Source organism: Kluyvera sp. (assembly GCF_047971185.1).
Classification (GTDB): domain Bacteria; phylum Pseudomonadota; class Gammaproteobacteria; order Enterobacterales; family Enterobacteriaceae; genus Kluyvera.
In genome coordinates this window covers 86,744-105,466 of the sequence record NZ_JBKDZH010000020.1, presented here as the reverse complement: position 1 = coordinate 105,466, position 18,723 = coordinate 86,744, and the positions used below count along the sequence as shown (strand labels likewise).

Annotated in this window: 23 protein-coding genes; 3 read left to right on the top strand and 20 right to left on the bottom strand. The window is 57.9% G+C overall.

The window, feature by feature from the left end; genetic code table 11:
- From ACK5JN_RS05815 to fkpA, 8 genes are all read right to left on the bottom strand, one after another.
- A partial coding sequence (locus tag ACK5JN_RS05815; protein WP_416869278.1) for a GTP-binding protein occupies positions 1-695 on the bottom strand: 695 nt, incomplete at its 3' end.
- Positions 696-791: 96 nt separating this feature from the next.
- The gene (rpsG, locus tag ACK5JN_RS05810; RefSeq protein WP_416869277.1) at positions 792-1,262 is read right to left on the bottom strand and encodes a 30S ribosomal protein S7; all 471 of its coding nucleotides are present in this window, start codon (positions 1,260-1,262) and stop codon (positions 792-794) included.
- 95 nt (positions 1,263-1,357) lie between these two features.
- Positions 1,358-1,732 (bottom strand): 30S ribosomal protein S12, encoded by a 375-nt coding sequence (gene rpsL / locus ACK5JN_RS05805; RefSeq protein ID WP_000246815.1) that lies wholly within the window; start codon positions 1,730-1,732, stop codon positions 1,358-1,360.
- Between the two features lie 123 nt (positions 1,733-1,855).
- Positions 1,856-2,143: a sulfurtransferase complex subunit TusB gene (gene tusB / locus ACK5JN_RS05800; RefSeq protein ID WP_416869276.1), complete on the bottom strand. Its 288-nt coding sequence runs from the start codon at positions 2,141-2,143 to the stop codon at positions 1,856-1,858.
- A gap of 7 nt (positions 2,144-2,150) precedes the next feature.
- Entirely contained in the window at positions 2,151-2,510 is a 360-nt protein-coding gene (gene tusC, locus ACK5JN_RS05795) for a sulfurtransferase complex subunit TusC (RefSeq protein WP_416869275.1), read from the bottom strand.
- Positions 2,510-2,896, bottom strand: coding sequence for a sulfurtransferase complex subunit TusD (gene tusD / locus ACK5JN_RS05790; protein ID WP_416869274.1), 387 nt, complete (start codon positions 2,894-2,896; stop codon positions 2,510-2,512). Before tusD ends, tusC begins: the two co-directional genes overlap by 1 nt.
- Entirely contained in the window at positions 2,896-3,618 is a 723-nt protein-coding gene (locus ACK5JN_RS05785) for a helix-turn-helix transcriptional regulator (protein ID WP_416869273.1), read from the bottom strand. Before ACK5JN_RS05785 ends, tusD begins: the two co-directional genes overlap by 1 nt.
- Before the next feature lie 165 nt (positions 3,619-3,783).
- A complete protein-coding gene (fkpA, locus tag ACK5JN_RS05780) occupies positions 3,784-4,605 on the bottom strand; it encodes an FKBP-type peptidyl-prolyl cis-trans isomerase (protein ID WP_163446644.1) in 822 nt (273 codons plus the stop codon).
- Positions 4,606-4,838: 233 nt separating this feature from the next.
- Here fkpA and ACK5JN_RS05775 point away from each other — a divergent pair, with 233 nt between their 5' ends.
- Positions 4,839-5,057 carry a protein SlyX gene (locus ACK5JN_RS05775; RefSeq protein ID WP_064541591.1) on the top strand — a complete coding sequence of 73 codons (219 nt, stop codon included), beginning with the start codon at positions 4,839-4,841 and terminating at the stop codon, positions 5,055-5,057.
- Positions 5,058-5,178: 121 nt separating this feature from the next.
- On the opposite strand, the gene slyD is transcribed toward ACK5JN_RS05775, so the two are convergent.
- From slyD to kefG, 4 genes are all read right to left on the bottom strand, one after another.
- On the bottom strand, positions 5,179-5,775 hold the full coding sequence (slyD, locus tag ACK5JN_RS05770) for a peptidylprolyl isomerase (RefSeq protein WP_064541588.1): 597 nt from the start codon (positions 5,773-5,775) through the stop codon (positions 5,179-5,181).
- Between the two features lie 96 nt (positions 5,776-5,871).
- Positions 5,872-6,072 (bottom strand): YheV family putative zinc ribbon protein, encoded by a 201-nt coding sequence (locus ACK5JN_RS05765; protein WP_416869272.1) that lies wholly within the window; start codon positions 6,070-6,072, stop codon positions 5,872-5,874.
- Between the two features lie 10 nt (positions 6,073-6,082).
- Positions 6,083-7,888 carry a glutathione-regulated potassium-efflux system protein KefB gene (gene kefB / locus ACK5JN_RS05760; RefSeq protein ID WP_416869284.1) on the bottom strand — a complete coding sequence of 602 codons (1,806 nt, stop codon included), beginning with the start codon at positions 7,886-7,888 and terminating at the stop codon, positions 6,083-6,085.
- On the bottom strand, positions 7,888-8,442 hold the full coding sequence (gene kefG, locus ACK5JN_RS05755) for a glutathione-regulated potassium-efflux system ancillary protein KefG (RefSeq protein ID WP_416869271.1): 555 nt from the start codon (positions 8,440-8,442) through the stop codon (positions 7,888-7,890). The genes kefB and kefG overlap by 1 nt, the downstream gene beginning before the upstream one ends.
- A 147-nt stretch (positions 8,443-8,589) precedes the next feature.
- On the opposite strand from kefG, the gene ACK5JN_RS05750 reads away from it, so the two are divergent.
- Positions 8,590-10,497: an ABC transporter ATP-binding protein gene (locus ACK5JN_RS05750; RefSeq protein WP_416869270.1), complete on the top strand. Its 1,908-nt coding sequence runs from the start codon at positions 8,590-8,592 to the stop codon at positions 10,495-10,497.
- A 16-nt stretch (positions 10,498-10,513) separates the two neighbouring features.
- Positions 10,514-11,446, top strand: a complete 933-nt coding sequence (locus ACK5JN_RS05745) for a LysR family transcriptional regulator (protein ID WP_416869269.1) — start codon at positions 10,514-10,516, stop codon at positions 11,444-11,446.
- Between the two features lie 93 nt (positions 11,447-11,539).
- Here ACK5JN_RS05745 and mdcH read toward each other — a convergent pair whose 3' ends face one another.
- The 8 genes from mdcH to mdcA form a co-directional block, all read right to left on the bottom strand.
- The gene (gene mdcH / locus ACK5JN_RS05740; protein WP_416869268.1) at positions 11,540-12,436 is read right to left on the bottom strand and encodes a malonate decarboxylase subunit epsilon; all 897 of its coding nucleotides are present in this window, start codon (positions 12,434-12,436) and stop codon (positions 11,540-11,542) included.
- Entirely contained in the window at positions 12,436-13,053 is a 618-nt protein-coding gene (locus tag ACK5JN_RS05735; RefSeq protein ID WP_278238684.1) for a malonate decarboxylase holo-ACP synthase, read from the bottom strand. Before ACK5JN_RS05735 ends, mdcH begins: the two co-directional genes overlap by 1 nt.
- A gap of 3 nt (positions 13,054-13,056) precedes the next feature.
- Positions 13,057-14,016: an AEC family transporter gene (locus ACK5JN_RS05730; protein WP_079225899.1), complete on the bottom strand. Its 960-nt coding sequence runs from the start codon at positions 14,014-14,016 to the stop codon at positions 13,057-13,059.
- A 122-nt stretch (positions 14,017-14,138) separates the two neighbouring features.
- On the bottom strand, positions 14,139-14,939 hold the full coding sequence (gene mdcE / locus ACK5JN_RS05725) for a biotin-independent malonate decarboxylase subunit gamma (RefSeq protein ID WP_416869283.1): 801 nt from the start codon (positions 14,937-14,939) through the stop codon (positions 14,139-14,141).
- The gene (locus ACK5JN_RS05720) at positions 14,939-15,772 is read right to left on the bottom strand and encodes a biotin-independent malonate decarboxylase subunit beta (RefSeq protein WP_416869267.1); all 834 of its coding nucleotides are present in this window, start codon (positions 15,770-15,772) and stop codon (positions 14,939-14,941) included. The genes mdcE and ACK5JN_RS05720 overlap by 1 nt, the downstream gene beginning before the upstream one ends.
- Entirely contained in the window at positions 15,765-16,064 is a 300-nt protein-coding gene (mdcC, locus tag ACK5JN_RS05715) for a malonate decarboxylase acyl carrier protein (RefSeq protein ID WP_032945188.1), read from the bottom strand. Before mdcC ends, ACK5JN_RS05720 begins: the two co-directional genes overlap by 8 nt.
- 9 nt (positions 16,065-16,073) lie before the next feature.
- Positions 16,074-16,931, bottom strand: a complete 858-nt coding sequence (locus ACK5JN_RS05710) for a triphosphoribosyl-dephospho-CoA synthase (protein ID WP_416869266.1) — start codon at positions 16,929-16,931, stop codon at positions 16,074-16,076.
- On the bottom strand, positions 16,931-18,586 hold the full coding sequence (gene mdcA / locus ACK5JN_RS05705; protein WP_416869265.1) for a malonate decarboxylase subunit alpha: 1,656 nt from the start codon (positions 18,584-18,586) through the stop codon (positions 16,931-16,933). Before mdcA ends, ACK5JN_RS05710 begins: the two co-directional genes overlap by 1 nt.
- Positions 18,587-18,723 lie beyond the last annotated feature (137 nt).

Here is an 18,723-nt window from a genome sequence, read left to right as displayed (position 1 = left end):
TCTTCTGAAGCTTCTGCAGCGGACTCGATCAGGTTCTGGTGCCATTCTTCAGCCAGTTCCTGCATGTCAGCCGGGATATCTTCATAAGTGAAGGTTACGCCTGCGTCTTCTTCGTTCCAGTTGATGGCTTTCATTTTCACCAGGTCAACAACACCGGTGAAACCTTCTTCAGCACCAATTGCCAGCTGCAGCGGGACCGGAGTCGCGCCCAGACGGGATTTGATCTGACCAACAACTTTCAGGAAGTTCGCACCCATGCGGTCCATTTTGTTAACGAACGCAATGCGCGGTACTTTATATTTGTTTGCCTGACGCCATACGGTTTCAGACTGCGGCTGAACACCACCAACTGCGCAGTAAACCATTACTGCACCATCAAGCACACGCATGGAACGTTCTACTTCGATAGTGAAGTCAACGTGCCCCGGGGTGTCGATGATGTTAACGCGATGCGGTTCATACTGCTTAGCCATACCAGACCAGAATGCAGTAGTCGCTGCGGAGGTGATGGTGATACCACGCTCCTGCTCCTGCTCCATCCAGTCCATGGTTGCTGCGCCGTCGTGAACTTCACCGATTTTGTGGTTTACACCGGTGTAGAACAGAATACGTTCGGTAGTAGTGGTTTTACCGGCGTCGATGTGCGCACTGATACCGATGTTACGGTAGCGTGCGATGGGTGTTGTACGAGCCATTTGATTCCTCGTTTGTTTCTTTAGGCGTTCAGTTAAGTTATCCAGTACGGGCGACTTACCTGAAGCGCCCGCCTGGTGACTATGACTCCGAAGGGATTACCAACGGTAGTGTGCGAACGCCTTGTTGGCTTCTGCCATACGGTGATCGTCTTCACGTTTCTTAACTGCAGTACCTTTGTTGTCTGCAGCGTCAGAAAGTTCGTTCGCCAGACGCAGAGCCATGGATTTATCACCACGTTTACGAGCAGCTTCTACGATCCAACGCATTGCCAGGGCATTACGACGAACCGGACGGACTTCAACTGGAACCTGATAAGTAGAACCACCTACACGGCGGGACTTAACTTCGACGGTCGGACGGACGTTGTCCAGAGCGACTTCGAAAGCTTCCAGTTCATTTTTACCAGAACGCTGAGCCAGGGTCTCCAGCGCGCTGTATACGATTGCTTCTGCAGTAGATTTTTTACCATCTACCATCAGGATGTTGACAAATTTTGCCAGCAGTTCTGATCCGAACTTAGGATCTGGAAGGATTTTACGCTGACCAATGACGCGACGACGTGGCATGGAAATACTCCGTTGTTAATTCAGGATTGTCCAAAACTCAAAGAGTTTAGTTTGACATTAATATAAAACGTTTGGCCTTACTTAACGGAGAACCATTAAGCCTTAGGACGCTTCACGCCATACTTGGAGCGAGCTTGCTTACGGTCTTTAACGCCGGAGCAGTCAAGCGCACCACGAACGGTGTGGTAACGAACACCCGGAAGGTCTTTAACACGACCGCCACGGATCAGGATCACGGAGTGCTCCTGCAGGTTATGACCTTCACCACCGATGTAGGAGGTCACTTCAAAACCGTTAGTCAGACGAACACGGCAAACTTTACGCAGTGCGGAGTTCGGTTTTTTAGGAGTGGTGGTATATACACGAGTACATACGCCACGTTTCTGCGGGCAGGCTTCCAGTGCAGGCACGTTGCTTTTTGCAACTTTGCGAGCACGTGGTTTGCGAACCAGCTGGTTAACTGTTGCCATTAAATAGCTCCTGGTTTTAGCTTTTGCTTCGTAAACACGTAATAAATCGCCTCATATAATATGAGGACGCGAAATTTTAGGGCCATGCCGAAAGGGTGTCAAGAAATATACAACGGTATAGCATTACCAGGCCATCTGAGCCGGGTGTTTTACCGTTAACCTGACGAAGTCAGTATAGCTGACCATGATGACATCGCTCGAAATTTGAGCACAAAGACCGCGCGCCTGCACATCTACATTCAACACATGGATGGATATGGGGGCAGCACGCAGGATTTCAAGAAAGTGGCTATTCTCCACCGCCGCCAGCACGCCGTCGGCGATCAGCAGCAAATCATCGCCTTCCGCCATCAGGCGGAGCATACCCGCCATGTCGGCGTGCCAGGGAGAGGTACTGAGCGTATGCAGCATAGGGGCCTCAGAAACGCAGAATCACATCGTAGCCGGCCAGCCGTTCACGCAGCGCGTGCGGCTCTAACGGCTCAACGTCGGCAACAAACGCCGTGTCTGCCGCCAGACCGCGCTCGCGCATTGAGGCGGCGCAGATCCAGCAGTTTTCAATATCGTAGAGCGCCAGCAGTTTGAAGGTGGCAATGTAGTCGCGCGCCAGAATCACGCCAGGCGTCTGCTGGCTGAGCAGCTGAAACACTCCGTCGCCGATAAAAAAGACGCCGAGGTCTTCGCTTAACGCCGACGTCGCCAGCAGCGCATCCAGCCCTTCCCGCCCCGCTGCGCTACCGTGCGGCGCGCTGGAAAATACAAACGCAACGCGTTTCATCAGAACTGTACCATTCGATCGCAGGTCAGCGCGGCTTCGGCCAGCGAACCCAGTCCGCTTAGCGAGAAACCCGGCTGGAGGTTAAAAGTGGGCAGGCCAAGCTGGCCGGCTTCCATTTGATCGGTCACGCCTCGACGCAGCGCGGCGGCGACGCAAATATGCAGCGCCACGCCGTGCGTCTCATGGAGCGACTGCCACGCGCGGACCAGGTCAAACTCGTCGCTGGCCGGGGAGCTTAGCTGATTGGCGTTGTATACCCCTTCGCGATAGAAAAACACGCAGGCGAGCTCGTGACCTTCCGCCAGCGCCGCCTGCGCAAACTGCAGCGCGCTGCTGGCCTGCTGCGTACCGTAGGCCGGGCCGGTCACCATCAGGGCAAAACGCATTACTTGTCTTGCCCCAGGAAATCGCCGTTCTTGAACTGACGAATATAGAGGTACACCGTGTGTTTGGAGATATTCAGGCGGTCAGCCACCTGGTTGATGGCATCTTTAATGTCGAAAATGCCTTTCTCGTAAAGGTTCAGCACGATCTGGCGATTTTTGGCGTTATTGGAAACGTTGCGATCGGCGTTCACCTCTTCGATGGTGAACTCCAGCGTCTGGGTCACCAGATCCTCCACCGAGGAGGCGAAGTTAACCGCAGAGCCAACTTCCGGCGTCTCAGGCGGAATGAAAGTGTTCATGATCTGTGAGAACGGCACATCAAGGTTCATGTTGATGCACAGCAGGCCGATAACGCGATGCTCACGATTGCGAATGGCAATGGTGACCGACTTCATCAGCACGCCACTTTTGGCGCGAGTAAAATAGCATTTGGAAACGCTGCTATCCGCCCCGGTCATATCATGCAGCATCCGGAGTGCGAGATCGGTAATCGGCGATCCGATTTTCCGCCCGGTATGTTCACCGTTGGCGATGCGTATTGCCGAGCATTTTAGATCCTGAAGTGAATGCAGCACGATTTCGCAGTGGGAACCAATGAGCATCGCCAACCCGTCCACTACCGCTTCGTAGGATTTGAGGATATCGAAGTCAGTCTGATCGAAAGGACGTTGATCCAGTAAATCGAGCTCACTGGTTTCGTTGGTTAAAAGCGACCTGGACATGAAAAAAAGCACTCCTTTTCAGGAGCCTGTCGTTATGTTGTCAGGGCAGGCTCATCACTATTAGGGGCATCTAAAGTAATACAGCGCATAAGGCGCTTTCCAGCATTAATTATATCCTGCCGATAATAAAAAGCCGCCGCCCAGTGGGCGGCGGCGGTCTGACTCTTATTTTTTGCTCGCTTCAGCGGCTTTATCTGCCGGTGCAGCTTCTGGCTGCGCTTCGGCTTTCGGTGCCGGTTTAACGTCTAACAGCTCAACGTCAAAGACCAGCGTGGAATTAGCCGGAATGCCCGGAACGCCGGTTTTACCGTAAGCCAGATCCGGTGGGATAACCAGCTGGATTTTACCGCCTTTCTTGATGTTCTTCAGGCCTTCGGTCCAGCCCGGAATAACGCCATCCAGACGGAAGGAGAGCGGCTCGCCGCGGGTGTAAGAGTTATCGAACTCTTTACCGTCGATCAACGTACCTTTGTAGTTCACCACCACGGTATCGCTGTCTTTCGGCGCTTCGCCGGTGCCTTCTTTCTCTACTTTGAACAGCAGGCCGGTTTTAGAGGTTTTCACGCCCTTCTCTTTGGCAAACTTGTCGCGGTAGGCTTTGCCTTTCGCTTCGTTGTCAGCCGCGTCTTTTTCCATCTTCGCCTGAGCGGAGGTCTTCACGCGCGTTTCGAAAGCCTGCAGAGTTTGTTCAATTTCCTGATCGGACAGTTTGCTCTTGTCAGCAAAGGCGTCCTGAACGCCGGCGATCAGCTGGTCTTTATCCAGTTTGATGCCCAGTTTTTCCTGTTCTTTCAGAGAATTTTCCATGTAACGACCCAGCGATGCGCCCAGCGCATAAGCAGATTTCTGGTCGTCATTTTTGAATGCAGCTTTGCTTTCTGCTGCCGGGGCCGCTTTCGCCGCCGCGTCAGCCGCGAAGGTCAGAGGCGCATTCAGTGCAACGGCCATTGTGGTTGCCAGAAGCGTTACTTTAAACAGTGATTTCATCCATCTCTCCAGGGCCGGGGCCTCTCGCCCCATGTTAACTAAATGAGAAGCATACTATAAAACGTTGTAGAGGAAATCTACATACGAACGCTCCTGATATCGACCCTTTTCAGACTCTTTTTGTTTAAATTAGTTTCCGCTCACGCACGGTAGTGCTGCACGCCAGGGTAAAGTTGCGTAGAATCCGCCGCGTCAGAAACGCTTTTGGCGATAACAGAGTAGAGAGAGGCATCATGCAGGAAACGACTATCGAAGCGCGTCTGGAAGAACTTGAAAGCCGACTGGCCTTCCAGGAGATCACCATTGAGGATCTTAATCAGACGGTTACCGCTCATGAAATGGAGATGGCCAAACTGCGCGAACATCTGCGTCTGCTGACGGAAAAACTCAAAGCCAGCCAGCCGTCACATATCGCGTCGCAGTCGGAAGAGACGCCGCCGCCCCATTATTGAGACGTAAAAAAAGCGGGTTTCCCCGCTTTTTTTTGTGCCGGATGGCGACGTAAACGTCTTATCCGGCCTACCGTAGGCCTGATAAGCGTAGCGCCATCAGGCAATCAGCCGCATCGACCGATTAGTGGCAGCCGCAGCCGCCGTGGCCTTTACCGCCACCGCCGCAGCAGCCTTCGCCGCCGTGGTCATGACCGTGGTCGTGGCCGTGACCGCCGCAGCAACCGTCTTCACCGTGATCGTGGTGATGGTCGTGCGCGCCGTGAACGTGGCCATGAGCCAGCTCTTCTTCGGTTGCTTCACGGATAGCCACAACTTCAACGCTGAACTTCAGGTTCTGGCCAGCCAGCATGTGGTTGCCGTCAACCACGACGTGGTCGTCTTCAACTTCGGTGATTTCAACCGGAACCGGACCCTGGTCGGTTTCCGCCAGGAAGCGCATGCCAACCTGGAGTTCGTCAACGCCCATGAACACGTCTTTAGGAACGCGCTGCACCAGGTTTTCGTCGTACTGACCGTAAGCGTCGTTGGCCTGTACGGCAACGTCGAATTTATCACCAACATCGTGACCGTCCAGCGCATTTTCCAGGCCGGAGATCAGGGAACCGTGACCATGCAGGTAGTCCAGCGGTGCACTTACCGGAGACTCATCAACCAACACACCGTCTTCTGTACGTACCTGATAGGCCAGGCTGACCACCAGGTCTTTTGCTACTTTCATGATATCTCCTGAGCATGGGAATATTTAAGTGGCGCAGATTGTAGCGGAATTCTACACCCGTGTACCCATAAGCTTAAAAAAAGACAGCACGGATCGCTACTCTGGATGAAAAATACCGATCACTTGTTCCTCTTTGCGTACGTGATCGCGTGCTTGTTTATCCGCTTCGCGCATCTGATGCCCGCACTTAACGCATTCAACGACATCAATATTATTCTCGCGCCACATCGCCATAGAATCCTGCGCCTGACACGACGGGCATTTTGCGCCCGCGATAAAACGTTTACGTACCGCCATGCTTCACCTTCTATTCAAATTCGTCCCAGCCGTCCAGCTGCCGCCGCTCTTGTTGCATCTCACGCTGGAAGATCTCCTCCAGCTCTCGCCGCGCTTCCCGCACGCGCGAAATTTGTTGGGTATCGCTGTGAACCGGCATCAGTTCGCGCAGCATACGCATATCCAGCCGCTTGAAGTGCAGCTGCGCGCGCTGCGCCTGATGCGGGTGCATGCCGGTCGAGATCAGCGCCTTGCGTCCCAGCTCCAGCGCGCTGGAGAACGTTTCACGAGAAAACTGTACCACGCCCGCCTGCAGCAGTTCGTGCGCCTCCACACGTCCCCGCGCACGCGCCATGATATGCAGGTGCGGGAAGTGCTGCTGGCAGATCTCCACCAGCTTCATGGTGTCTTCCGGCTCGTTGCAGGTAATGACGATCGACTGCGCCTGCTCGGCCCCCGCCGAGCGCAGTAGCTCCACCTGGGTGGCGTCGCCGTAGTACACCTTATAGCCGTATTTGCGCATCAGGTTGACCGCGCTGATATCACGCTCGAGGACGGTAATGCGCAGCTTATTAGCCATCAGCAGGCGGCCAATCACCTGGCCGAAACGGCCAAAGCCCACCACGATCACCTGCGGCTTGTCATCCTCTACCCACGGCGCTTCATCTTCCTCTTCCGGGCCGTTAAAACGCCGCGAAAGCACCCGATCCACCAGCTTCATCAGCAGCGGCGTGGTCATCATCGACAGCGTGACGGTCACCAGCAGCAGCGACATCTGGTCGCCTTTAAACACCTTAAACGACGAGGCGGCGGAGAACAGCACAAAGGCAAACTCGCCGCCCTGGCTCAGCACGCTGGCAAACTGCATGCGCTCTGAGCTACGCATGCCGTGCAGGCGGGCCAGCAGGTACAGCACCAGCGTTTTGACGCCCACCAGCAGCGCCACGCAGCCCAGCACCGCCAGTAAATGGGTATAAAGCACGCCCAGGTTGAGCGACATCCCCACCGAGATAAAGAACAATCCCAGCAGCAGCCCCTTGAACGGCTCGATGGCAATCTCCAGCTCGTGGCGATACTCGCTTTCCGCCAGCAGCACGCCGGCGATAAACGTCCCCAGCGCCATCGATAGCCCCAGCGCATCCATAAACAGCGCGGAGCCAAGAACCAGCAGCAGCGTGGCCGCGGTAAACACTTCGCGCACGCCGGAGCTGGCGATAAAACGGAACACCGGGCGCAGCAGGTAGCGCCCGCCAATCAGCATCCCGGCAAAGGCCAGCACCTTCAGCCCGACGGTCTGCCAGTGGAAATGTTCGTCACCTGCCCCCGCCAGCAGCGGCACCAGCGCCAGCGCCGGGATCACCGCCAGATCCTGAAACAGCAGCACCGAAAAGCCGAGCTGCCCGGCCTCACTGCGGTTCATCCCCTTTTCGCGCATTAGCTGCAGCGCCATCGCCGTCGACGACATCGCCAGGCCAATCCCGCCAATCGCCGCCGCCTGCCACGAGAAGTTGGTCAGCAGCAGCAGCCCGCCGAGGATCGCGGCGCTGAAAATCACCTGCGCGGCGCCGATGCCGAAAATGGGTCGCCGCAGCTGCCACAGTTTGGCCGGGTTCAGCTCCAGCCCGATGATAAACATCAGGAACACTACGCCCAGCTCGGAGAAATGAAGAATTTCGTCGACGTCGCTGATGAAGCCCAGCCCCCACGGGCCGATGGCAATCCCCGCCAACAGATAACCTAACACCGCGCCGATGCCCAGCCTGGCCGCTAAAGGCACCGCCGCCACCGCCGCGAAGAGGAACAGCACCCCCGCCAGTAATAAATCCGAACCTTCCATCATCGTCCTCCTGCCACAATCGGCGCCGCCAGCCAGTCAGCGTAGGCCTTAGCATGGTTTGCCAGCTCATTGGGCGGCTGACGTCGCGCCCAGTAAACGATAATCGGGCTCATCCAGTGCATATGACACATGGCGGCGGTCAGCTCAAACGGACGCAGAATATCGCTCATCGGATAACGATTCAGGCCATCGTGGCGATAGGCGCTTTCCGGTTCGCCGGTGGTGATCACGCTACGCCAGTACTTTCCCGCCAGCTGATTGCCCCCGATGCCGCTGGCAAAACCACGGCTCAGCACGCGGTCGAGCCACTCTTTGAGCAGTGCCGGGCAGCTGTAGGTATAGAGAGGGTGTTGAAACACGATGACATCATGCTCGCGCAGCAGCGCCTGCTCGCGAGGAATATCGATAAAAAAATCAGGATAGTGCGCGTAGAGATCGTGCACGGTTACGTTGCTTAACTGCAAAGCCGGTTTAAGCAAAACCCGGTTAGCGACCGAGTCCTGTGATTCCGGATGGGCATAGATCAGCAATACCTTCGCCGTCTGTGACATCATTCCCCTCCCGGGTGTCCATCACGCCACCTGAATGGTTTTGTGTATCGTCATCGTTTTGGGCTACCATTGCGGCCCGGTCTAGCGATTCGCTTACCACATTACATTACCACAATGACAATTTAACATATTCAGAACATACGGCGCCTTATGATTGTTTTCTCCTCGTTACAAATTCGTCGCGGCGTGCGTGTCCTGCTGGATAACGCATCGGCCACCATCAACCCTGGGCAGAAAGTCGGCCTGGTGGGGAAAAACGGCTGCGGCAAATCCACGCTGCTCGCGCTGCTGAAAAACGAGATAAGCGCCGATGGCGGCAACTTTACCTTCCCCAGCAGCTGGCAGCTGGCGTGGGTAAACCAGGAAACCCCTGCGCTGCCGCAGCCCGCTCTGGACTATGTCATTGACGGCGACCGTGAGTTCCGCCAGCTGGAAGCCCAGCTCAACGACGCCAACGAACGTAACGATGGCCACGCCATCGCCACCGTTCATGGCAAGCTGGACGCGATTGACGCGTGGACCATCCGCTCTCGCGCCTCCAGCCTGCTGCACGGCCTCGGCTTCAGCAACGAGCAGCTTACCCGCCCGGTTAGCGACTTCTCCGGCGGCTGGCGTATGCGTCTTAACCTGGCCCAGGCGCTGATTTGCCGTTCCGACCTGCTGCTGCTTGATGAACCGACCAACCACCTCGATCTTGACGCGGTGATCTGGCTGGAAAGATGGCTGAAAAGCTATCAGGGCACGCTGATTCTGATTTCCCACGACCGCGACTTCCTCGATCCGGTGGTGGACAAAATTATCCATATCGAACAGCAAACGATGTTCGAATACACCGGCAACTACAGCTCGTTTGAAGTGCAGCGCGCCACCCGCCTGGCCCAGCAGCAGGCGATGTACGAAAGCCAGCAGGAGCGCGTGGCGCATCTGCAAAGCTACATCGACCGCTTCCGCGCCAAGGCCACTAAGGCCAAGCAGGCGCAGAGCCGCATCAAGATGCTGGAACGCATGGAGCTGATTGCTCCGGCCCACGTCGATAACCCGTTCCACTTCAGCTTCCGCGCGCCGGAAAGTCTGCCAAACCCGTTGCTGAAAATGGAAAAGGTCAGCGCGGGCTATGGCGATCGCACAATCCTTGAATCTATCAAGCTGAACCTGGTGCCGGGTTCGCGCATCGGCCTGCTGGGCCGTAACGGTGCGGGTAAGTCGACGCTGATTAAGCTACTGGCGGGCGAACTGGAGCCGCTACACGGTGAGATTGGCCTCGCCAAAGGCATCAAGCTCGGTTACTTCGCCCAGCACCAACTGGAGTTCCTGCGCGCCGACGAATCCCCGCTGCAGCATCTGGCGCGCATGGCGCCGCAGGAGCTGGAACAGAAGCTGCGCGACTACCTCGGCGGCTTCGGCTTCCAGGGCGATAAGGTGACTGAACAGACCGCCCGCTTCTCCGGCGGCGAAAAAGCGCGTCTGGTGCTGGCATTGATCGTCTGGCAGCGCCCGAACCTGCTGCTGCTCGATGAACCGACTAACCACCTGGATCTCGATATGCGTCAGGCGCTGACCGAAGCGCTGATCGATTTCGAAGGCGCGCTGGTTGTGGTTTCGCACGATCGTCACCTGATCCGCTCCACCACCGACGATCTCTATCTGGTGCATGACAAAAAGGTCGAGCCGTTCGATGGCGACCTGGAAGACTATCAGCAGTGGCTGAGCGACGTGCAGAAGCTGGAAAACCAGGCCGACGACGCGCCGAAAGAGAACAACGCCAACAGCGCCCAGTCGCGTAAAGACCAGAAGCGCCGCGAAGCCGAGCTGCGCACCCTGACGCAGCCGCTGCGTAAAGAGATTACCCGTCTGGAAAAAGAGATGGAAAAACTCAACGCCCAGCTGGCGCAGGCGGAAGAGAAGCTCGGCGACAGCAGCCTGTACGACCCCAGCCGCAAAGCGGAAATGACCGAGTGTCTGCAGCTGCAGGCCAGCGCCAAATCCGGGCTGGAGGAGTGCGAAATGGCGTGGCTGGAGGCGCAGGAGCAGCTCGAACAGATGATGCAGAACGACTAACCTCCGAGGGCAGCCGATGAACCTGTCAATCACCGATGACATTACCTTCCGCAAGCTGACCATCTTCATGACCTTTATGGAGAAGGGCAACATCGCCCGTACCGCTGAGGTGCTGAATATCAGCGGCGTCAGCGTGCATCGGGCGCTGCACACGCTGGAAGAGAACGTCCGCTGCCCGCTGTTCGTCCATAAAGGCCGTAATCTGATTGCCCAACCGGCGGCGTGGACGCTACTGGAGTACTGTCAGGAAGTCACACAGTTGATGGAGCGTGGGCTGGAAGAGACGCGCAAAACGGCAGGCGTGGGCCAGGGCCGTTTACGTGTGGGCACGCTCTACTCGCTGACGCTGGAGACGGTGCCACACCTGATTATGGGGATGAAACTGCGCCGCCCGGATCTGGAGCTGGATCTCACCATGGGCTCTAACGAGGCGCTGCTGAAAATGCTGGAAGATGGCGTTCTGGATGCCATCCTCATCTCTATTTCCGAAAGCGAAATCGATCGCAACAGCCTTGAAGTGCTGCCCCTGTTCCACGACGATATCTACCTTGCCGCGCCGATGACCGCTGGGCTGGATACCACCGCGAAGGCGGACCTGCGCCACTATCGCCATGAAAAGTTTGTCTCGCTGGCGGAAGGCTTCGCCACCTATGCCGGCTTTCAGGAGGCGTTTCATATCGCCGGATTTGAGCCGGAAATTGTCACCCGCGTGAACGATATTTTCTCCATGCTCAGTCTGGTACAGGCAGGGGTAGGATTCTGTTTGATGCCGGGGCGCATGAAGAAGATGTATGAGAATACCGTACAGTTGCAGAAACTGGCGCAGCCGTACCAGATGCAGCAGCTTATCGCCATTGTCTTTGCCCGCAACCGCGAGCGCGATCCAAGCCTGTTGGCGCTGGCCGCCGAAGGGCGCATGTACGCCAGGACGCTGAACCAGAACGCCTGATTGCCGGATGGCGACGCTTCGCGTCTTATCCGGCCTACGCGTATCGAGCCGGTTTTGTAGGCCCGATAAGCGCAGCGCCATCGGGCAATCACATCACGCACGAAGCCGTTTCGCCAGATGCACGGCAACATCCACACCGCTGCGCTCCAGCGAAACAGACTCCCCTTCCCACGCCGCCTGACGGGTTAAGCAGGTCAGCACGCCACCGGGCGGCATCTCAATCGCCAGCCGCGCTTCACGTTCGTTAGCGGAGATAACCGCCTCCTGCCAGCGCACGGTACGCGCCATATTCATCGCCAGATCGTCGGCAATACGTTCCGGCTGCCACAGTACGCGCCCGGTGCTGCCGCTGAGGTAGGCGTAGCGTGGGCGAGAAAGCGTCACCTTACTGAAAGCCTCAACCAGCTTTTGCGCCGGTTCCGCCAGTAGTTCACAGTGGGACGGCACGCTCACCGCCAGCCGATGCACTTTGCTGGCGCCTTTCTCCAGCGCGCGTTTTGCCACCCCTGCCATCGCTTCATCGCTACCCGCAATCACAATCTGCGTTTCCGCGTTCAGGTTGGCGATATAGGTGCCGCTGCCGTCGACCAGTGACTCAACCTGCGACAGGGTTAGCCCCATAATCGCCGTCAGGCCGTAGCCGTGCGGATACGCCTGCTCCATTAAATCACCACGCAGCGCCACGAGCTTCAACGCATCGGCAAAATCCAGTGCCCCGGCGACCACCGCCGCTGGGTAAGCACCGATAGACAAACCACTGACGATATCCGGCGACACGCCGCGACGCTCCAGCTCCCGCGCCCAGGCGACACCGGCAATCAGCAGCGCCAGCTGCACCGCCCGGGTATGTTGCAGTGATGGCGGGGAATCCAGCGTCTCCGCCTCACTCCCCAGCACCTCACGCGCCTGCGCTAACTCTGTTCCCGGAAGGTTTTGCAGCATACCTGCGTGCTGCGTTCCCTGCCCCGGAAAGGTAAACAGAATTTTCATTATTCCTCCCTGCTCCACGGGTCGCTCACCAGACGCGGCCCCTGTGAGGTTTTTAACAGTGCTTTACCGTCACGCAGCCATTCGTTGAGGGCAAACGCGCCACAGGGCGTTTCCACCTGGGTATCCGCCCGGCACAGCCCGCCCGTCAGCTGCTGCTGCCACATCGCCAACGGCTCGCGTGCCAGCGGCTGCGGCGCGCGGATCAGCAGATCCAGATCGCTTGCCGCATGGATCACCGGGATCCCGGTCGCCAGCGCATAGCCGGTACTGCCGGTAATGCCCCACGTCCACGGCCACGCCTGCTGCGCCAATAACAAAGCCACCTGAACGGGTGGCTGAGAGATAAAGGGCGAGCGCAGCAGCGCCAGCGGGTCCACCAGCGATTCCGGCGAGCAGACGCGGACGACCGCCCCCGCTTTCACCCAACCGGCGGCGCGCTGGTCGCGCTTCATGCCGCGCACGCCAACCGGCACGCGCCCCTGCGCATCAACATCACGCCGCACCACCACCGGCAGACCGCTATGCCAGACGGTATCCACCCAGGATTCCGTGACATCTTCAAGCGCGTCGCGCGCGTTCAGCCAGATAAGGTCGTGTGGGCGTAATGTTGTGCTCATGATTTAGATTCCTGAAGTCAGCGAGATAAACAGCGGCAGAGACAGGATACACAGGACCGAACTCAACAGCAGCACGGCTTCTGCATCAGGCGACTGCACGCCAAAGCGGTTACCAAACACCACGCCGAAGAAACCCGCGGACAGCGCAATCATCAGGATTGCAGTAATCGCCACGGAGCCATGCAGACCGAAAATCAGCACGATACCCCAGGCAATGGCCGGTTGAATCAGCAGTTTGGCGATAGTGGAGGTAATCACCACCGTGTTGATCTGCAGTTTACGCGCAGAGAGGATCACACCGGTCAGGAACAGCGCCGCCGCAGTCGCGGACAGACCCAGCGGTTTGATCGCCGCCAGCACCAGTTCCGGCATTTTAATACCAATGGCGGAGAGGATAACCCCCAGCAGCGGGCCCATAACGATCGGTTTTTTGATGGAACGCCACATCAGCACCGGCAGCATAGACAGCGTAGAACCGGAGTTACCGCCTTCCGCGCGCGCTTTCTCACGTTCGAGGATCAGCAGGCAGAACGGCGTCATCAACACGGAACCGCAGGCGATGGAAACGGCAACGGAAAGCGAGGTGGAAGAAGTTTCACCCAGTACGCTACCCAGAATCGGCAGACCCAGCGCGGCGTAGTTTGGCAGCGCGACGGTCAGCGTCAGCACGGCGGCATCCTGCGGCGATTTCTTGAACACTTTGGTCGCCATAAAGTAGATGGCGGCATAGGTAATCCACATTGCCAGCGTCAGCACCACAATCAGCGGCGACTGCGCAACGATGCCGGCCCACGGTGTTTGTACCGTGGCGCTAAACAGCGCGGCGGGCAGCGCGAAGTCCATCACGAAGATATTGAGCAGGGAGACATTCTTGTTATCCACCATTTTGGCCTTCCCGGCCCAGAATCCCAGCAACATAATGACGAAAATCGGAGCAAGAGCATGAACAATTACGTAAGTCATATTTCACCTGTAATGAAAAAAAGTTAGCACTGGCGCGATGATTATTATTTTTCAGATGCAACTGCCCGCATGGGCGCGGAAAGCGCCCATGGAGCCGTACATCCGGCAGGTCTCTTTTTTACTTACCAGCTTGCTCGCATGCGTTCGCGTACGAGGGCAGAGCTGCGGCGATTGTCGGCCCCCAGACGGCTTTTCAGCGTCGGGTCCTGACGAGCGTCGTTGATGGCCTGTTGCAAGGTGTTTAACACCAGCGTCAGATCGTTAGCAGACGGGGCATCCGGATTGCTGATATCCAGCAGATTCTCCAGCAGCCCCAGGGTGGCGTAGTTGCTGATGTCATACGCCATTGGCGGAATGGTTGCCGCCAGTTTTTCCAGCGCCTCAACGGTACGCAGGGTGATGCGCGCCGCGGACTCTTTGCCCATCGCGTGGATCAGTACGCCTTTGTCGTTAAAGGCGATCAGGCGGTTTGCCTGATAGCCGTGCGCCAGAAACGCACCGGACATCGCTTTACCGACGATAAGGCCAATCACCGGGTGACCTGCCAGACGCGCATTGGCATACGCCGCTGCGGCACCGGCCAGCGCCTGGTGAATGCCAAAGCCTTCTTCACGACGACCATAGGCCTGGCTCGGCACGTCAATCACCGCCACAATCGGGCGCTTCACGGCTTTATCGGCATCGGCGGCGATGGTTTCGCTTACCACTTTCGCCAGGGTCCAGCCTTCCAGCAGGCCCACTTCGCCTTTCGCGGCACGCGGGTAGTGGTTGTTCGCGTCCGGCACCACGGCAATAAAACGCACCGTTTCACCGTTCAGCTCGCCGTCGGCAGCCTGGACGGACGGACACAGACCCTCGATACGTTTAGCGTTCGGCGCCAGGATTTCCAGCCATAATTGGCCACGGCTCATTGCGTTACTCATCATTTCACCTCCCGGGCAAAGAGCGCATGAATCTGTTCGGTATCGGCCTGTTTACGCGTGTCGAAGTGGGTCAGGCGTTCGAGATACCAGTCGTAGTTATCGGTGCGATGTTTTGCCGGAACGCCTTTAGCCAGCGCATCGTTCATCGCCGCTTTCACCGCGTTGACGCCGTCGCCGACCAGCGCTTCCACCAGCCCGCTTTGGTAGCGAATTTCGCCACCGGTCATGCCCCAGATAAACGGACGGTCACGGGAGTCGTACTCTTCAATCCCGGCTTCCTGTTCGATAACCTGCGGGCCGTTCAGGCCGAGACGCGCTTCGCGGGTGACAATCAGATAGCTGCACAGCGCCGCCGCGATGGACATCCCACCGAAGCAGCCCACGGTACCGGCGACAATGCCGACCACCGGGGTATAACGGCGCAGGTCAACAATCGCCGCGTGAATATCAGCAATCGCCGCCAGACCGAGGTTCGCTTCCTGCAAGCGCACGCCACCGGTTTCCAGGCTCAGGACCGCCTGAGTCGGGATGCCGTTGCGGTTATCTTCCGCCGCCAGCTCCAGCGCCGCCGCCATTTTGGCGCCGGTCACTTCGCCCATGCTGCCGCCCTGGAATGCGCCTTCAATCTCTACAACAACGGCCGGTTTGCCATTGATGGTGCCTTTCGCCACCACCATGCCGTCATCGGCCTGCGGGACAATACCCTGTGCGCCGAGCCACGGCGACATCACGCCTTCAAACGGGTCGAGCAGTTCACGGTAGCTGCCTTCGTCCAGCAGCGCGTGCGCACGCTGGCGCGCTTTTAATTCGATAAAACTGCGATCATCACGCATAGCTCACCTCTTCAAATACCTGTTCGATACGAATGCGCGCCACGCCCGGCGTCGCGCCGAAATCGTGGATCGTCAGTTTGCCCGCAGGCAGGCTGCTGACCGTTTGCAGACGGTTGAACAGCGCTTCCCAACGGCGGGTGCTGTTATCGACAGAAGTGGTGATATCAATGGTTAACGTCTGGCCCTGGTCGGCGGTGAATAACACCTCCATATCCCCGGAGCCCACAACGCCTGCCAGCGCTTTGCCGCTTAAGGTGCGGCTGGCCGGTACGGTTAACGTAATGTGTTCCATAACATCCTCTTAATGCTTGAAATAAGGCGATTCGATGCGATCGAGAAACAGCGTGGCGGCCAGTAAATCGGCTGCACCGCCCGGCGAGGCGTTCAGCGCCAGCATCTGGCTATCGAGCGCCGCTAAGGCCGCCTGGCCTGCCGGATGGGCGCTACCCCCTGCGCTCAGCACGGCGCGGGCGCCGTCCTGCATAGCGTCCAGCCCCGCCATCCCGGCGCGCGACAGCACGCAGGTGTCGGTGAGCGAGGTCATGATCGCCATCAGCGCATCGAGCCTTGCGTGCGTTTCGCTGCTGCCGTTAAAGCGGCTTAAACGAAGCTGCGGCAGCGCGCGCTGCATGATGTGCGGAAACGCCTGCTGTGCCTCTTCTCTGGCACCCGGCACCTGATAACGGTGGGTGGCGCGTAGCCCCTTGCTGAAGACCTTCGGCGCGGCGGCATCCGGCAGTTTTGCCAGTTCAGCGGCGGTATTCGCCACCTGCTGCGCGCTGCCCACGCCGCCATGCATCGCCACCGCGCTGACCAGCAGCCCGAGCGCCCAAATCGCGCCGCGGTGGGTATTCACGCCGTCGGTGGCGGCCATCATCTGTTTCTCGCCTTCTCGGCCTAGTCGCCCTACGGTTTGTCTCAGCGCAATGTCGGCTGGCCGCTGCCAGCTCTGTTGCGCAAGTGCCTGAAACGTGGGGGTCAGGCTGTGCGCGGAGCGCTCCATTAGCGCAAGCGATAAATCGTGGTGCGCGCCGTTCCCCCGACTGTCCACCAGACCGGGTTTCGGGCTTAATCGTGCTTCGTCAATCAGACACTGCGTGGCGGTTCGCGCCAGCCATTCGGCACCGCCTTCAACCTGAATCTGGGGCAGAAGTTTCATTACCAGCTCCGGAATTTCGCAGGTGGGTTGTAAAGACCGCCAGACCATTCCACCAGGTCCGCGACGCTACCGGCCGCCAGCAGCGAACGGGTGGCATCGGTACGACGAATGCCCATATCTTCCGGGTAGACCACTTTGCCGCTCTGGCGCAGCTCGGCAACGCGCTTAGCGTCAACGCCCAGACCGATATCGGTGATACCGGCAACCGCAGCGACCATCGCGCGGCGTTCTTCCAGATCTTTGGCGCGGTAGAGGTAGGCGATACCTTCTTCAGTCAACACGTGGGTCACGTCGTCGCCGTAAATCATCACCGGCGCCAGCGGCATACCGGAGGCTTTCGCCACGTCTACCGCATCCAGTTTCTCAACGAAGGTTGGCTTCACACCGGCCTGGAAGGTTTCGACCATCTGCACCACCAGTTTTTTACCGCGCTGCATCGGATCCGGTTCGGTGATCATGTTCAGCCAGGCTGGGGTCGCGTGGCGACGACCGTGCGGATCGTGGCCCATGTTCGGCGCGCCGCCGAAGCCGGAGAGGCGGCCTCGGGTGACCGTTGAGGAGTTGGCGTAGCCGTCAACCTGCAAGGTAGAACCGATAAACATATCCACCGCGTACTGACCTGCCAGCTGGCAGAAAGCGCGGTTGGAACGCATGGAGCCGTCGGAACCGGTGAAGAAGATGTCCGGACGGGCGCGGATGTACTCTTCCATCCCCAGTTCGCCGCCGAAGCAGTGCACGCTTTCTACCCAGCCGCTTTCAATCGCCGGGATCAGCGTCGGATGCGGGTTCAGAGTCCAGTGTTTACAGATTTTGCCCTTCAGCCCCAGCTGTTCGCCGTAGGTCGGCAGCAGCAGTTCGATAGCGGCAGTATTGAAGCCGATACCGTGGTTCAGCGACTGCACCTGGTGTTCCGCGTAGATGCCTTTAATCGCCATCATCGCCATCAGGATGTGTTCCTGTTTAATCAGGCGCGGGTCACGGGTAAACAGCGGTTCAATAAAGAATGGCTTATCGGCCACCACCACGAAGTCAACCCAGGAGCCGGGGATGTCCACGCGCGGCAGGTCGCATTCGTCGTCCACCAGCTCGTTCACCTGTGCGATGACGATACCATCGTGGAACGCGGCGGCTTCAACCAGCGCTGGCGTATCTTCGGTGCTCGCCCCGGTGTAGAGGTTACCTTTGCGGTCGGCTTTGAAGCCGGCAATCAGCGCCACGTTCGGCGACAGGTCAACGTACAGACGGGAATAGAGTTCGATATAAGTATGGATGGCGCCAATTTCCAGCTGACCATCTTCCAGCAGCTGCGAGATGCGCAGGCTCTGGGTGCCGGAGAAGGAGAAGTCCAGCTTGCGGGCGATACCCTTTTCGAAGATATCCAGATGCTCGCTGCGCCCGACGCTTGGCATAATCATGTGCAGGCCGTGCACAATCTGCGGGTTCACCTCAGCCAGCATACGGGACAAGAAATCTGCCTGCTTTTGGTTATTCCCTTCTAATACCACGCGGTCACCCGGCGCGATCAGTTTTTCCAGCATCGCGGTCAGGTCTGCGGTCGGCAGCACCTTACCCTGCACCGGAACGGAAGCCAGACGGCGCTGTTTTTCCGTGCGGCGGGTGTTCCAGACTCGTGCTGGCGTTTGCCCAGATAACATTATTAACCTCCTGATTCAGCTAATCATTTTGATTGCTTAACACAGCTAAGAGTGTGCGCCCTGGTGAGAAAGTCATCAATTAAGCGTAGGAGAGAATCATTAGCTTGAGAGTAATAATTGAAGTAACAATTTGTGAT

Bases quoted from the DNA above. Each gene is read 5' to 3' on its own strand.
- rpsG (WP_416869277.1), bottom strand. From the start codon at position 1,262: ATGCCACGTCGTCGCGTCATTGGTCAGCGTAAAATCCTTCCAGATCCT.
- rpsL (WP_000246815.1), bottom strand. From the start codon at position 1,732: ATGGCAACAGTTAACCAGCTGGTTCGCAAACCACGTGCTCGCAAAGTT.
- tusB (WP_416869276.1), bottom strand. From the start codon at position 2,143: ATGCTGCATACGCTCAGTACCTCTCCCTGGCACGCCGACATGGCGGGT.
- tusC (WP_416869275.1), bottom strand. From the start codon at position 2,510: ATGAAACGCGTTGCGTTTGTATTTTCCAGCGCGCCGCACGGTAGCGCA.
- tusD (WP_416869274.1), bottom strand. From the start codon at position 2,896: ATGCGTTTTGCCCTGATGGTGACCGGCCCGGCCTACGGTACGCAGCAG.
- ACK5JN_RS05785 (WP_416869273.1), bottom strand. From the start codon at position 3,618: ATGTCCAGGTCGCTTTTAACCAACGAAACCAGTGAGCTCGATTTACTG.
- fkpA (WP_163446644.1), bottom strand. From the start codon at position 4,605: ATGAAATCACTGTTTAAAGTAACGCTTCTGGCAACCACAATGGCCGTT.
- ACK5JN_RS05775 (WP_064541591.1), top strand. From the start codon at position 4,839: ATGCAGGAAACGACTATCGAAGCGCGTCTGGAAGAACTTGAAAGCCGA.
- slyD (WP_064541588.1), bottom strand. From the start codon at position 5,775: ATGAAAGTAGCAAAAGACCTGGTGGTCAGCCTGGCCTATCAGGTACGT.
- ACK5JN_RS05765 (WP_416869272.1), bottom strand. From the start codon at position 6,072: ATGGCGGTACGTAAACGTTTTATCGCGGGCGCAAAATGCCCGTCGTGT.
- kefB (WP_416869284.1), bottom strand. From the start codon at position 7,888: ATGGAAGGTTCGGATTTATTACTGGCGGGGGTGCTGTTCCTCTTCGCG.
- kefG (WP_416869271.1), bottom strand. From the start codon at position 8,442: ATGATGTCACAGACGGCGAAGGTATTGCTGATCTATGCCCATCCGGAA.
- ACK5JN_RS05750 (WP_416869270.1), top strand. From the start codon at position 8,590: ATGATTGTTTTCTCCTCGTTACAAATTCGTCGCGGCGTGCGTGTCCTG.
- ACK5JN_RS05745 (WP_416869269.1), top strand. From the start codon at position 10,514: ATGAACCTGTCAATCACCGATGACATTACCTTCCGCAAGCTGACCATC.
- mdcH (WP_416869268.1), bottom strand. From the start codon at position 12,436: ATGAAAATTCTGTTTACCTTTCCGGGGCAGGGAACGCAGCACGCAGGT.
- ACK5JN_RS05735 (WP_278238684.1), bottom strand. From the start codon at position 13,053: ATGAGCACAACATTACGCCCACACGACCTTATCTGGCTGAACGCGCGC.
- ACK5JN_RS05730 (WP_079225899.1), bottom strand. From the start codon at position 14,016: ATGACTTACGTAATTGTTCATGCTCTTGCTCCGATTTTCGTCATTATG.
- mdcE (WP_416869283.1), bottom strand. From the start codon at position 14,939: ATGAGTAACGCAATGAGCCGTGGCCAATTATGGCTGGAAATCCTGGCG.
- ACK5JN_RS05720 (WP_416869267.1), bottom strand. From the start codon at position 15,772: ATGCGTGATGATCGCAGTTTTATCGAATTAAAAGCGCGCCAGCGTGCG.
- mdcC (WP_032945188.1), bottom strand. From the start codon at position 16,064: ATGGAACACATTACGTTAACCGTACCGGCCAGCCGCACCTTAAGCGGC.
- ACK5JN_RS05710 (WP_416869266.1), bottom strand. From the start codon at position 16,931: ATGAAACTTCTGCCCCAGATTCAGGTTGAAGGCGGTGCCGAATGGCTG.
- mdcA (WP_416869265.1), bottom strand. From the start codon at position 18,586: ATGTTATCTGGGCAAACGCCAGCACGAGTCTGGAACACCCGCCGCACG.